This window comes from Kitasatospora sp. GP30, from assembly GCF_029892145.1.
Taxonomy (GTDB): domain Bacteria; phylum Actinomycetota; class Actinomycetes; order Streptomycetales; family Streptomycetaceae; genus Kitasatospora; species Kitasatospora acidiphila.
Genome location: NZ_JARZAH010000009.1, coordinates 62,442 through 74,303 on the forward strand (window position 1 = coordinate 62,442; position 11,862 = coordinate 74,303).

The 11,862-nt window shown below is 70.5% G+C and carries 14 protein-coding genes; 4 read left to right on the forward strand and 10 right to left on the reverse strand.

Translation table 11 applies throughout. From position 1 onward, the window contains the following. Positions 1-15: 15 nt before the first annotated feature. From P3T35_RS16150 to P3T35_RS16165, 4 genes are read right to left on the reverse strand one after another with little or no spacing between them, the layout of a single operon-like run. A complete protein-coding gene (locus P3T35_RS16150) occupies positions 16-1,359 on the reverse strand; it encodes an NADH-quinone oxidoreductase subunit D (protein WP_101381838.1) in 1,344 nt (447 codons plus the stop codon). Continuing rightward, entirely contained in the window at positions 1,359-2,090 is a 732-nt protein-coding gene (locus tag P3T35_RS16155) for an NADH-quinone oxidoreductase subunit C (protein ID WP_101381837.1), read from the reverse strand. Before P3T35_RS16155 ends, P3T35_RS16150 begins: the two co-directional genes overlap by 1 nt. After that, on the reverse strand, positions 2,087-2,641 hold the full coding sequence (locus P3T35_RS16160) for an NADH-quinone oxidoreductase subunit B (protein WP_101381836.1): 555 nt from the start codon (positions 2,639-2,641) through the stop codon (positions 2,087-2,089). The genes P3T35_RS16155 and P3T35_RS16160 overlap by 4 nt, the downstream gene beginning before the upstream one ends. Before the next feature lie 48 nt (positions 2,642-2,689). Further along, positions 2,690-3,049, reverse strand: coding sequence for an NADH-quinone oxidoreductase subunit A (locus P3T35_RS16165; protein WP_101381835.1), 360 nt, complete (start codon positions 3,047-3,049; stop codon positions 2,690-2,692). 636 nt (positions 3,050-3,685) lie between these two features. Here P3T35_RS16165 and P3T35_RS16170 point away from each other — a divergent pair. Next, positions 3,686-4,372, forward strand: coding sequence for a peptidylprolyl isomerase (locus tag P3T35_RS16170; protein WP_101381834.1), 687 nt, complete (start codon positions 3,686-3,688; stop codon positions 4,370-4,372). A gap of 21 nt (positions 4,373-4,393) precedes the next feature. Here the strand turns inward: P3T35_RS16170 and P3T35_RS16175 are convergent, their stop codons facing one another. The 3 genes from P3T35_RS16175 to P3T35_RS16185 all read right to left on the reverse strand — a co-directional run bounded on the left by P3T35_RS16175 (position 4,394) and on the right by P3T35_RS16185 (position 6,375). Next, on the reverse strand, positions 4,394-4,615 hold the full coding sequence (locus P3T35_RS16175; protein WP_280706421.1) for a zinc-binding dehydrogenase: 222 nt from the start codon (positions 4,613-4,615) through the stop codon (positions 4,394-4,396). A gap of 191 nt (positions 4,616-4,806) precedes the next feature. Continuing rightward, the gene (locus P3T35_RS16180) at positions 4,807-5,451 is read right to left on the reverse strand and encodes a dihydrofolate reductase family protein (RefSeq protein WP_101381833.1); all 645 of its coding nucleotides are present in this window, start codon (positions 5,449-5,451) and stop codon (positions 4,807-4,809) included. A gap of 27 nt (positions 5,452-5,478) precedes the next feature. Continuing rightward, positions 5,479-6,375 carry an aldo/keto reductase gene (locus tag P3T35_RS16185; RefSeq protein WP_101381832.1) on the reverse strand — a complete coding sequence of 299 codons (897 nt, stop codon included), beginning with the start codon at positions 6,373-6,375 and terminating at the stop codon, positions 5,479-5,481. A 174-nt stretch (positions 6,376-6,549) separates the two neighbouring features. Between P3T35_RS16185 and P3T35_RS16190 the strand changes: the two genes are divergently transcribed. Further along, complete coding sequence (locus tag P3T35_RS16190) at positions 6,550-7,347, forward strand: alpha/beta hydrolase (RefSeq protein ID WP_101381831.1); 798 nt, start codon at positions 6,550-6,552, stop codon at positions 7,345-7,347. A gap of 11 nt (positions 7,348-7,358) precedes the next feature. Further along, positions 7,359-7,883, forward strand: a complete 525-nt coding sequence (locus P3T35_RS16195) for a GNAT family N-acetyltransferase (protein WP_180356552.1) — start codon at positions 7,359-7,361, stop codon at positions 7,881-7,883. Here P3T35_RS16195 and P3T35_RS16200 read toward each other — a convergent pair. Continuing rightward, positions 7,864-8,736 (reverse strand): MBL fold metallo-hydrolase, encoded by an 873-nt coding sequence (locus tag P3T35_RS16200; protein ID WP_101381830.1) that lies wholly within the window; start codon positions 8,734-8,736, stop codon positions 7,864-7,866. The two genes, P3T35_RS16195 and P3T35_RS16200, sit on opposite strands and share 20 nt — an antisense overlap. Positions 8,737-9,018: 282 nt before the next feature. Here P3T35_RS16200 and P3T35_RS16205 point away from each other — a divergent pair, with 282 nt between their 5' ends. After that, complete coding sequence (locus P3T35_RS16205; protein WP_101381829.1) at positions 9,019-9,465, forward strand: hypothetical protein; 447 nt, start codon at positions 9,019-9,021, stop codon at positions 9,463-9,465. Between the two features lie 14 nt (positions 9,466-9,479). Here the strand turns inward: P3T35_RS16205 and P3T35_RS16210 are convergent, their stop codons facing one another. Together P3T35_RS16210 and P3T35_RS16215 are read right to left on the reverse strand one after the other, a co-directional pair. Next, positions 9,480-10,763 (reverse strand): geranylgeranyl reductase family protein, encoded by a 1,284-nt coding sequence (locus P3T35_RS16210; protein ID WP_101381828.1) that lies wholly within the window; start codon positions 10,761-10,763, stop codon positions 9,480-9,482. Between the two features lie 71 nt (positions 10,764-10,834). Continuing rightward, entirely contained in the window at positions 10,835-11,839 is a 1,005-nt protein-coding gene (locus P3T35_RS16215; protein WP_101381827.1) for a hypothetical protein, read from the reverse strand. Positions 11,840-11,862: the final 23 nt, after the last annotated feature.

The following is an 11,862-nucleotide window of genomic DNA, read 5'->3' on the forward strand; positions in this document are numbered from 1 at the left end:
CGAGTTCCACATTGCTCACCGGTCCACGCCTCCCATCACCGGGTCGATCCCGGCCACCGCCACGATCACGTCGGCGACCTGGCCGCCCTCGCACATCGCCGCCATCGACTGCAGGTTGGTGAACGACGGGTCGCGGAAGTGCACCCGGTAGGGCCGGGTGCCGCCGTCGCTCACCACATGGACGCCGAGTTCGCCCTTGGGCGACTCGACGGCCGCGTAGGCCTGGCCCACCGGGACCCGGAACCCCTCGGTGACCAGCTTGAAGTGGTGGATCAGGGCCTCCATCGAGGTGCCCATGATCTTCCGGATGTGGTCCAGCGAGTTGCCCATGCCGTCCGGCCCGACCGCGAGTTGGGCCGGCCAGGCGATCTTCTTGTCGGCCACCATCACCGGGCCGGGCGCCAGCCGGTCCAGGCACTGCTCGACGATCCGCAGCGACTGCCGCATCTCCTCCAGGCGGATCAGGAACCGCCCGTAGGAGTCGGCGGTGTCGGCCACCGCGATGTCGAACTCGTAGTCCTGGTAGCCGCAGTACGGATCCGACTTGCGCAGGTCGTGCGGCAGGCCGGTGGCCCGCAGGATCGGGCCGGTGGCGCCGAGGGCCAGGCAGCCGGGCAGGTCGAGGAACCCGACGTCGACCAGGCGGGCCTTGAACACCGGGTTGTTGGTGGCGAGTTTGTCGTACTCGTGCATCCGGGAGCGCAGCGTCTTGACCGCCTCGCGGATCTGGTCGACCGCGCCGGGCGGCAGGTCCTGGGCCAGGCCGCCGGGGCGCACGTAGGCGTGGTTCATCCGCAGGCCGGTGACCAACTCGAAGACATCCAGGATGAGTTCGCGGTCCCGGAAGCCGTAGATCATCAGCGTGGTGGAGCCGATCTCCATACCGCCGGTGGCCAGGCAGACCAGGTGCGAGGAGATCCGGTTGAGCTCCATCATCAACACCCGGATGACGGTGGCCCGTTCGGGGATGTCATCGGTGATGCCGAGCAGCTTCTCCACCGCCAGGCAGTAGGCGGCCTCGTTGAAGATCGGGGTCAGGTAGTCCATCCGGGTGACGAAGGTGGTGCCCTGCACCCAGGAGCGGAACTCCATGTTCTTCTCGATCCCGGTGTGCAGGTAGCCGATTCCGCACCGGGCCTCCTTGACCGTCTCGCCGTCAATCTCCAGGATCAGCCGAAGCACCCCGTGGGTGGACGGGTGCTGCGGACCCATGTTGACGATGATGCGTTCGTCGTCCGCCCGGGCGACGGCGTCGACCACCTCGCCCCAGTCGCCGCCGGTGACGGTGAAGACCCGCCCCTCGGTGGTCTCGCGCGATCCTGCTTCGTAGCCAGCCAGGTTTTCAGATTGATTGGGCATCAGGAGTACGACCTCCGCTGGTCGGGCGCCGGGATCTGGGCGCCCTTGTACTCGACGGGGATGCCGCCGAGCGGGTAGTCCTTGCGCTGCGGGTGGCCCAGCCAGTCGTCCGGCATCATGATCCGGGTGAGCGCCGGGTGGCCGTCGAAGACGATGCCGAAGAAGTCGTAGGCCTCGCGCTCGTGCCAGTCGTTGGTCGGGTAGACGCTCACCACGGACGGGATCCGCGGGTCGGCGTCGGGTGCGGTGACCTCGATCCGGATCAGGCGGGTGTGGGTGATCGAGCGCAGCTGGTAGACGGCGTGCAACTCACGGCCGTCGTCGGACGGGTAGTGCACCCCGCTCACCCCGAGGCAGAGCTCGAAGCGCAGCGCCGGATCGTCGCGCAGGGTCCGCATGGTCTGCGGCAGGTACTCGCGGGCGATCTGGAAGGTGAGCTCGCCGCGGTCCACCACGGTCTTCTCGATCACCCGACCGACCGTCAGCCCCTGTTCCTCCAGGGCGCCTTCGAGCTCGTCGGCGACCTCGTCGAACCACCCGCCGTACGGCCGCTCGGCCGGCGCGGGCAGCACGATGGCGGCGCTGAGACCGCCGAAGCCGGAGGTGTCGCCGGAGTCCTGGGCACCGAACATGCCCTTGCGCCGGCCGATCACCTCGACGGGGATCTCCTTGCGGGTCTCGGGGACCCGCTCTTCGGGGACGCGCTCTTCGGGGACCTTCTCGTCGCTCATCGCAGCAGCCCCCGCATCTCGCTGGTCGGGACGGCGTGCAGCGCCTGCTCCTCGGCGAGCTCCTGCGCCTTGCGCTTGTTCACGCCCAGCGGCTCGTGCTGGATCTTCTCGTGCAGCTTGATGATCGCGTCCATCAGCATCTCCGGGCGCGGCGGGCACCCCGGCAAGTAGATGTCCACGGGGACGATGTGGTCGACGCCCTGGACGATCGCGTAGTTGTTGAACATGCCACCCGAAGACGCGCAGACGCCCATCGAGATGACCCACTTGGGATTGGCCATCTGGTCGTAGACCTGGCGCAGCACCGGCGCCATCTTCTGACTCACCCGCCCGGCGACGATCATCAGATCGGCCTGCCGGGGCGAACCGCGGAAGACCTCCATGCCGAACCGGGCCAGGTCGTAGCGGCCGGCGCCGGTGGTCATCATCTCGATGGCACAGCAGGCCAGCCCGAAGGTGGCCGGGAAGAGCGAGGCCTTCCTCACCCACCCCGCGGCACTCTCCACCGTGGTGAGCAGAAAGCCGCTCGGCAGCTTCTCCTCGATTCCCATCTACCCATCCCTCTCAGTGGTTTGGCAGGTCGGACCCGCTGCGGGACGTCAGTCCCACTCCAGGCCGCCGCGCCGCCAGACGTAGGCGTAGGCGACGAAGACGGTGGCGATGAAGAGGAGCATCTCGACCAACCCGAAGATCCCCAGGGCGTCGAAGCTGACCGCCCACGGGTAGAGGAAGACGATCTCGATGTCGAAGACGATGAAGAGCATCGCCGTCAGGTAGTACTTGATCGGGAACCGGCCACCGCCCGCGGGCTGCGGGGTCGGCTCGATTCCGCATTCGTAAGCCTCCAACTTGGCCCGGTTGTAGCGCTTCGGGCCGGTGAGCGAGGCCATCACGACGGAGCCGACCGCGAACGCCGCCGCGATGGCACCGAGTACGAGGATCGGCGCGTAGGCATTCATCTGCCGTCGCTCCCTCCGTCCAGTCGTCCTTGACTGCAGATCGGAACCGCCGGGTCACGCTTGGGTGATCCGGTGATCCAGTTCCCGTGATCCACCCCATGTGAGGCAGTTCACAAACCCTGGATCGAGCGCATCCTATGCCCGTTCGCTTGTGATCTGCGACACGCGGTTCGCGACGATCTTTGTGATCTGCACCACCTCGCAGACCGGTAGCCATGGCGACAAGTCGCGAGATATGAACGCAACGAGCGCAGATGATCGCAAAGGGTCACATTTCTTGGCCAACTGGCTGGTCAGAGCCGTGTTCCTATATCAACTATGCGGCGATCATGGCAAATTTCAATGGTTAACCTTCGCATGCTAATGAGACCCACCCTCCCGAGTGAGCGCGGCGACGGGCGCCCGCTTGACCGTCGGTTCACAAGCGCACGAGGCGGCCTCGGCGAACGCGGCCCGGCGGGCGCGTCCGTCAGGTCTCCCAGCCCGCGGCTTGTGAAGCCCTTCGCATGGCGACGCGCCACCGCTCCCGATGATCAGTGGCGCGGCCGAAACCGGCAGGAATGAACAATGCGACTGCTGGGCAGGGAGGTTGTGCACATGACACCGCCAAGCCGACTCCACCGAAAGGCCTGCCAGATGCCCCGGACCCGCCTCACCGTCGCGGCGGCTGCCGCCACCCTGGTGCTCGCCGCGACCAGTGCCGCCTCCGCCGCGACCGTCACCCCGGACGCCAAGCCGGCCCCCGCGCCGATGGCCGCGGCTGCCGACTGCGGGTTCACCAAGGCGGTGCCGGCGGACAACTTCAAGGGCATCCCGGTGTTCGATCCGGTCAAGGCCGCCAAGCCGTACCACGCCACGGTGCACACCAGTCAGGGCAACGTGACCTTCCAGGCCCTGACCGCCGCCGCGCCGTGCACCACCTTCTCGTTCCGGTTCCTCAGCGAGCACCAGTACTACAACGGCTCGCACTGCCACCGGCTCACCACCAAGGGCATCTACGTGCTGCAGTGCGGCGACCCCACTGGCACCGGCTCCGGCGGCCCCGGCTACTCCTTCAACGACGAGAACCTGGCCGGCGCCACCTACCCCGCCGGCACCGTCGCCATGGCCAACGCCGGCCCCAACACCAACGGCAGCCAGTTCTTCTTCGTCTGGCAGGACACCAAGCTCCCGCCGGCCTACACCCCCTTCGGCAAGGTCACCGCCGGCCTCGACGTGCTGCAGAAGATCGCGGCTGCCGGCGAGGACGACCAGAACGGCCCCGGCGACGGCTTCCCGGCCCTCCCGGTCGACATCCACGCGGTGAAGATCGCCAACCGCTAGCAACCGCCAGCGCTCAGGCGCTCACCTCCGCACCCGCAGCACGCTCTTGCCGTGCGCCCGGCCGGTCCGCAACCGCTCGACGGCGGTGTCCACCTCCGCGAGCCCGTACTCCGCGGTGATGTCCACGCGGATCCGGCCGTCCGCGAGCAGGGCCAGCGCCCGGCGGGCGGAGTCGGCCAGGCGAGCCGGGTGGGTGCGGCTGCGCAGGTTGCTGTTGTGGGTGAGGAGGGAGCGGCCGGACATCGGCAGCTCGGTGCGTCCACCCGCACGGCCGGGGCGCCGCCGAGCCCGCCGTAGGCCACCAGGCGCCCGTGCGGGGCGAGCCGGCGCAGGCCGTCCCGCCGGGCGGCGCCGCCGACCGGGTCGAGGATCACGTCGAACTGCTCGTCGGTTCGGGCGACCCTCGCCTACCACCGCCGCCGAGCAGCGGTGAACTAGCGGCGGGTGAACGTCAGATGGGTGACGCCGCTCGGGGTGGTCACGGACTCGCTGGTGAACCGCTCCTCCAGCGCCTCCTGCCCGTCCCAGAGGCGTTCGCCGCGGCCCAGGACGATCGGGACGACGACCACGTGCAGGTGGTCGACCAGGTCGGCGGCCAGGAAGTCGCGCACCGTGCTCGGCCCGCCGCCGATCCGCACGTCCAGGTCACCGGCGGCCTCGCGGGCCTGGCGCAGCGCCTCCGGCGGGGTGGCGTCGATGAAGTGGAAGGTGGTGCCGCCGGCCATCTCGACCGACGGGCGCGGGTGGTGGGTGAGGACGAACACCGGGGTGTGGAACGGCGGCTCCTCGCCCCACCAGCCCCGCCATTCGTGATCCTGCCAAGGCCCCCGCTGGGGGCCGAACTTGTTGCGCCCCATGATCTCCGCGCCGATGCCCGGCCCCCAGGCGGCGGCCATCGCCTCGTCAACCCCGGTGCTGCCACCGGACTTGCCCTGCATCCCATGGAACGTCCTGGTCCCGAAGAACCACTCGTGGAGCCGCGTCCCGGCATGACCGAACGGCGCCTCCAGGCTCTGGCCCTCGCCGGTGGCGAAGCCGTCGAGCGAGACGGAGAAGTTGTGGACCCGCACCAGCGACATGGCCCCACCGTACTGCCGGGTGACGCTTTACTCACCCACCTGCTGCGGAAACATCGCCGTGTCGACCAGCTCCGGGTCCAGGCCGGCGCGGGATCCGGTGTCGAGGGCGTCGATCGCGGCCATCTCGTCGGTCGTGAGCGAGAAGTCGAAGATGGCGGCGTTCTCCGCGATCCGGCTCTCGCGCACGGACTTGGGGATCGGGGAGAGGCCGTGCTGGAGGTGCCAGCGCAGGATCACCTGGGCGGGGGTGCGGGAGTGGCGGGCGGCCAGGTCGAGGATGGCGGGGGTGCCTAGCGGGCTGTCGATGTGGTCGGGGTCGGACGGCCAGTAGACCTTGACGCCGCCGAGCGGGGACCAGGACTGCGTGATGATGCCGTGGGCGGCGTTGGCGGCGCGCAACTCCCGCTGGTTGAAGTGCGGGTGCAGCTCGACCTGGTTGACGGCGGGCACCAGCCCGGTGCGGTCGATGAGTTCGCGCAGGTGGGCCGGGTTGTGGTTGCACACCCCGATCGCGCGGGCCCGGCCCTCGGCGAGCAGTTTGCCGACGGAGCGCCAGGCGGCGACCGTGGCGTCGAAGTCGCCGGGGACCGGCCAGTGCAGCAGGTAGAGGTCCACGTGGTCCAGGCCGAGCTTGCGCAGGCTGAGGTCGAAGGCGCGCAGCGCGGCGTCCTGGCCGTAGTCGCCGATCCACAGCTTGGTGGTCACGAACACCTCGTCGCGGTCGATCCCGGAGCGGCGGATGCCCTCGCCGACCTGGCGCTCGTTGCCGTAGGCGGCGGCGGTGTCGACCAGGCGGTAGCCGGCCGCGATCGCCGAGGAGACCGCGCGCACGGTCTCCTCGGGCGAGCTCTGGTAGACGCCCAGGCCCAGAGCGGGCATCCGGACGCCGTTGTGGAGGGTGAGGTACGGACTCGTCGCAGCCATGCCTGGATGCTGCCCCGGCGGACCGGTCGGCGCGGCGGCCGCACGCAGGGCGATCGACGGGTCGTCACATGGCTGCGGCGACTACATCGAGTGGGTCTTATCCAAATGGATTGACCAAGCGGATAAGAGCTGGCTAGTGTTCAACTCGCCAACCGCACCAAGGGGGAGCTCACCATGAACGACACCGCCGACCGCGCCGAGCTGACCATCGACGGCCGCCGGCTGTCCTACCTCGACTTCGGCGGCACCGGCCGCCCGCTGGTCGCCCTGCACGGCCACCTCTCGGAGGGCGCGGTCTTCACCCACCTCGCCCAGGCCGTCGGCTCCGAGTGGCGGGTGATCGCCCCAGACCAGCGCGGCCAGGGCGCATCCGAGCGCGCCGACGACTACTCCCGCGACGGCTACCTCGGCGACCTGCTGGCCCTGCTCGACCACCTGGGCCTGGACCGCGTCGTGCTGCTCGGCCACTCCCTCGGGGGCATCAACGCCTACCAGTTCGCCGCCCGCCACCCCGAGCGGGTCGCCGCGATCGTCGACGTCGAGGGCCCGGCCGCGCTCGGACTGGACGGCAAGAACCCGCTCGGCTTCCTGCTCGGCCTGCCCTACGACGCGCCGACCCGCGACGAACTGGTGGCCGGCCTCGGCCCGGCCGCGCCGTACTTCGCCGACCGCCTGCGGCAGAACGCCGACGGCAGCTGGCGGCTGCCCTTCCACCCGCAGGACATGTACCAGTCCGAGGAGCTGGTGCACGGCGACCACTGGGCGGACTGGACGGCGAGCAGCTGCCCGGCCCTGCTGGTCCACGCCACCGACGGCGTCGGCGCGCTGCCGGCCGGGCTGGTCGGCGAGATGGTCGGACGCCGCCCCGGCACCACGGCGGTCCAGCTGGACTCCGACCACATGGTCCCCACCACCGCGCCGGACGCCCTGGCGGCCGCCGTGCGCGAGTTCCTCACCGCGCTCACCCAGTAGGTTCGGGTGCCATGACCGTTCCCGTGCTGCTGCTCCGCCCCGCCACCCGTGCCGACCTGCCGGCCGTACTGGCCCTGCTCGCCGACGAGGAGCGGGTGGTGGATCCGGCGACGATCCGGGTCGGGGCGGAGTACGAACGGGCCTTCGCGGCGATCGAGACCGACCCGCGCAACGAGCTGCTGGTGCTGGTCAACGAAGGCCACGAGGGTGGCGAGGGCAATGAGGATGGCGACGGCGGCACGGTGCTGGGCTGCCTGCAGGCGACCTACATCCCCGGGCTCGGAAAGGGCGGCGCCGAGCGGGCGTTGATCGAGGCGGTGCGGATCCGCGCGGACCGGCGCGGGGGCGGGCTCGGCCGAACGCTGCTGGAGCAGGCGGTCGCCCGGGCCCGCGCCCGCGGCTGCGCGCTGGTCCAACTGACCAGCGACAAGCGGCGCGAGGACGCGCACCGGTTCTACGAGCGGCTGGGCTTCGCCCGCAGCCACGACGGGTTCAAGCTCGCGCTCCAGTCTCCGTTCACCACTGATGAGCCGTGAAGTCGACCGGCCGCGGCCGCAGTCGGGCCACGTGGGCGGTCAACGCCCGCAGCTGCTCGGCCATCTCCTCGGGCGCCAGCTGCCGGCGGTCGCCGTGCCCCGGGAGCACCCATTCGAAGTGCAGCAGCGGCGCGGTGCGGGCCAGCGAGGCGGCGAGGGCCTCGATGGAGTACCAGGTGACGTGCTCGGCGACGGACAGGGCGCCCTTGGTGCGCGACCAGTAGAGGCTGTCGCCGCTGAAGCAGTACCGCTGGTCGGCGACGAACAGGACGCTGCCCTCGGTGTGCCCGGGCAGCGGGTAGGCGATCACGCCGTCGGCGATCTCGGTGGGGTCGGTGCCGCGCAGCACCCGGTCGGCGTCGGGCGCGGCGGCCAGGTCGCCCTCGTGGATCCACAGCCGGGCGCCGAACCGGTCGGCGTACCGGCGGCCGTGCGCGACATGGTCCCGGTGGGTCAGCAGTACGTCGGTCACCGGCCCCGACTTCTCGTAGCGGGCCGCGAGTTGCTCGGACCAGCGGGGCGTGTCGACCATCATCAGGGTGCCGGCGGGGCGCCGCAGCAGATAGGAGTTGGCGGCGGCGGTGTGCGGCGAGTTGTGGCCGCAGAGCAGCACGTTCTCGTCGAGCGCCAGCGGGAACGGGTCCGCCGCCTGGTCGAGCGGGCGGTGCGGGTGCCGGATCGAGCGGGTGTGGCAGGCGAACGCGGCGGCGTTCACCTGGGCCGCCTCGGCGGCGTCCCGCGGCCGGCGCAGCATCTCGGACCGTCCGTCGACCTCCCCGATCAGGCCGGGCGCGAGCTGCCGCGCCACATCGCAGTTGGTGCAACGGTCGTCCACGTACCAGTCGTCGTCCATGGTGGCGCCCCCAGGATTGGTGTGATCGGTCGGCCGAACGGCCGCCCCTCCAGGGTTGCTCGCTTCGGGGGCAAAGCGGAAGGGGGCACGGGTCTTGTCGTTCCCCGACGGTGTCGCTCTGCTGGGCTTTTGCCGGGACTTCTGTCGGGGCTTTTGTCACCGGATCGGGTGATGGATGACGCGGCGCGGTAAGCGCCCGGCGTCCTCCCGCTCATCTCCAGCAGGCCGCACTCGGCGGCCCGCCCGGCGCCGCCCGGTGCCGCGACCGAAGGAGATCCGCCCATGACCGTCGTCCCGCTCGACCCCGCCTCCCCCGCTTCGCACGCGGTGGGCCTCGACTTCGACCAGACGCTGGTCGCCCACGACGACGGCTGGCAGGACGGCCGCATCTACGGCGACCCGATCCCCGGCGCCATCGAGGCGCTGCACACCCTCGCCGCCGTCCGCTCGGTGTTCGTCGTCACGGCCCGGCACCCCCGCTTCCACCCGGCGGTCGCGGCCTGGCTGACCCGCCACTCCGGGCTGGCCGCGATCGTGGACGACTCCCCCGACCGCGCCTACTGGCTGGAGCGCGACCGGCTGCTGGTGACCAACAAGAAGCTCGGCGCGGCCTGCTACGTCGACGACCGCGCCATCCGCTTCATGGGCGACTGGACCGCCACCCTCGCCCAGGCCAAGCACGCGATCGGCTTGGGCGGGGGGACGGCACCGTCCAGCAAGGTGTGCTGACGCCCCAGCAGGCGTCAGGCGTTCGGGGCCACCCGGGAGAGGCCGTTGATGACGCGGTCCATCGCGTCGCCGCCCTGCGGGTCGGTGAGGTTGGCGAGCAGCTTCAGGGTGAAGCGCATCAGCATCGGGTGGGTGAGGCCGCGCTGGGTGGCGAGCTTCATCACCTTGGGGTTGCTGATCAGCTTCACGAAGGCGCGGCCCAGCGAGTAGTAACCGCCGTAGACGTCCTTCAGCACCGCCGGGTAGCCCTGCAGCGCCCGCTCCCGGCCGCCCGCGGTGACCCGGGCCTGGGCCTGGATGATGGTGCGGGCGGCGATCTGGCCGGACTCCATGGCGTACGCGATGCCCTCGCCGTTGAACGGGTTGACCATGCCGCCCGCGTCGCCGACCAGCAGCAGGCCGCGGGTGTAGTGCGGCTGGCGGTTGAAGGCCATCGGGAGGGCGGCGCCGCGGATCGGGTCGGTCATGTTCTCGGGGGTGTAGCCCCACTCCTCGGGCATGTTGGCGACCCAGCGCTTCAGCACCTCGCGCCAGTCCAGCTCGCCGAAGGCCGGGGAGGAGTCCAGGATGCCGAGGCCGACGTTGGAGGTGCCGTCGCCCATGCCGAAGATCCAGCCGTAGCCGGGCAGCAGCTTGCGCTCGCCGCCGCGCTCGTCCCACAGCTCCAGCCAGGACTCCAGGTAGTCGTCCTCGGAGCGGGGTGACTTGAAGTAGGTGCGGTAGGCGACGCCCATCGGGCGGTCCTCGCGCCGGTGCAGGCCCATGGCGATGGAGAGCCGGGTGGAGTTGCCGTCGGCGGCGACCACCAGCGGCGCCCGGAAGGTCACTTCGCGCTTCTCGGGGCCGAGCTTGGCCGTCACGCCGATGATCCGACCGGTGCGGTCCTCGATCACCGGGCCGGAGACGTTGCAGCGCTCGTACAGCTTGGCGCCGGCCTTCTCGGCCTGACGGACCAGCAACTCGTCGAAGTCGGCGCGCTTGCGCACCAGGCCGTAGTCCGGGAACGAGGAGAGCTCCGGCCAGTCCAGCTCCAGCTTGACGCCGCCGGCGATGATCCGCAGGCCGCGGTTGTGCAGCCAGCCGTTCTCGGTGGAGACATCGATGCCCATGTCCACCAGCTGCTTGGTGGCCCGCGGGGTCAGGCCGTCGCCGCAGACCTTCTCGCGCGGGAACTCCGTCTTCTCCAGGAGCAGCACGTCCAGCCCGCTCTGGGCCAGGTAGTACGCGGTGGCGGATCCGGCCGGGCCGGCGCCGACCACGATGACGTCAGCACTGCTCTCGACGGCGTTCTCGGTCACCTGCGCACACTCCTGAGCACTACAGCGCTGCTTTCAGCGCTACTCGGCAGCGCTGGACGGTCCTCGGCAGTCTACGGGGTGGGCTCCGCACCGGACGGGGTGTCCCCTCCGTCGGGCGGGGTGTCCTCCTTCACCGGCTGCTCGCCGTCCAGCGGACCGGCTATCGCCCACAGGTCCTCGAAGCGCTGCCGCCGCCGGGCCACCTTGTCCTCGCTGAGCACCAGCAGGGTGCTGGCCACCATCAGATCGGGTCCGGCGGAATCGTCGGACCCGCTCTGGTCGGTCTGCACCTCGTAGCTGATGGCGTGGTCGAAGACGATGAAGTCGGACATCGGCCGCCGGGCCCAGGCCGGCAGGTCCCGCACGGCGACCATCCGGACGTTCAGCCCCAGGTCCCGGTGGGTGCGGCCGACCCGGCGGATCCGCTCCGCCGCGCGCTGGTCGGAGCTCTGCAGCACGAAGATCCGCCGCACCGGCACGCCGCGCCGCACCGCCGCGCGCTGGGCGTCCAGGTAGCGGCGGCCCAGCTCGGTGCTCCAGAAGCCGATGTCGACGGCGGTGCTGATGGCGTCGATGGCGGTGGCGGCGCTGTGGGTGAGGGTGAGCAGCCAGTCCTGGTCCTCGCCGTCGTAGGCGGCCTGACCGGCCTTCAGTTCCTTCAGCAGGTCGGAGAGCCGGCGCAGCTCGCGGCGCGTGAAGGCACCGACGATGGCCGGCTGGTGGTCGCCCAACTCGGTGATGTTGTCGACCAGTTGGATCATCACGCCGTTGGCGAGCGGGGTCTTCTGCAGTCGGTCGAAGAGCTCGGTGGCGTGGCTGACCCGGGCGAAGCCGTCGGTGACCAGGCGCCGCATCTCCTCGGTGCGGGCGGCGACCAGCTCCTCGATCTCGGTGAGCCGGGTCTCGAACTCCAGCAGGAACTCGACCAGCAGGGCGATGCCGCCGACCAGGATCGAGAGGTTGATGGCGGTGACGGTGTTCTGCCGGGTCGCCAGGGTGATCGTCAGCGTGGCGCCACCGGAGAGGGTGGTGGTCAGGATCTTGCGCAGGAGCGGTGGAACCCGGTGCTCGGTCATGATGCTGTCCCCCCGTGCTTATG

What these genes read in the sequence shown, in the direction of transcription:
- P3T35_RS16160 (WP_101381836.1), bottom strand. Translation starts at nt 2,641, where the DNA reads ATGGGAATCGAGGAGAAGCTGCCGAGCGGCTTTCTGCTCACCACGGTG.
- P3T35_RS16205 (WP_101381829.1), top strand. Translation starts at nt 9,019, where the DNA reads ATGACCGTCGTCCCGCTCGACCCCGCCTCCCCCGCTTCGCACGCGGTG.
- P3T35_RS16190 (WP_101381831.1), top strand. Translation starts at nt 6,550, where the DNA reads ATGAACGACACCGCCGACCGCGCCGAGCTGACCATCGACGGCCGCCGG.
- P3T35_RS16200 (WP_101381830.1), bottom strand. Translation starts at nt 8,736, where the DNA reads ATGGACGACGACTGGTACGTGGACGACCGTTGCACCAACTGCGATGTG.
- P3T35_RS16185 (WP_101381832.1), bottom strand. Translation starts at nt 6,375, where the DNA reads ATGGCTGCGACGAGTCCGTACCTCACCCTCCACAACGGCGTCCGGATG.
- P3T35_RS16165 (WP_101381835.1), bottom strand. Translation starts at nt 3,049, where the DNA reads ATGAATGCCTACGCGCCGATCCTCGTACTCGGTGCCATCGCGGCGGCG.
- P3T35_RS16215 (WP_101381827.1), bottom strand. Translation starts at nt 11,839, where the DNA reads ATGACCGAGCACCGGGTTCCACCGCTCCTGCGCAAGATCCTGACCACC.
- P3T35_RS16175 (WP_280706421.1), bottom strand. Translation starts at nt 4,615, where the DNA reads ATGTCCGGCCGCTCCCTCCTCACCCACAACAGCAACCTGCGCAGCCGC.
- P3T35_RS16155 (WP_101381837.1), bottom strand. Translation starts at nt 2,090, where the DNA reads ATGAGCGACGAGAAGGTCCCCGAAGAGCGCGTCCCCGAAGAGCGGGTC.
- P3T35_RS16195 (WP_180356552.1), top strand. Translation starts at nt 7,359, where the DNA reads ATGACCGTTCCCGTGCTGCTGCTCCGCCCCGCCACCCGTGCCGACCTG.
- P3T35_RS16180 (WP_101381833.1), bottom strand. Translation starts at nt 5,451, where the DNA reads ATGTCGCTGGTGCGGGTCCACAACTTCTCCGTCTCGCTCGACGGCTTC.
- P3T35_RS16170 (WP_101381834.1), top strand. Translation starts at nt 3,686, where the DNA reads ATGCCCCGGACCCGCCTCACCGTCGCGGCGGCTGCCGCCACCCTGGTG.
- P3T35_RS16150 (WP_101381838.1), bottom strand. Translation starts at nt 1,359, where the DNA reads ATGCCCAATCAATCTGAAAACCTGGCTGGCTACGAAGCAGGATCGCGC.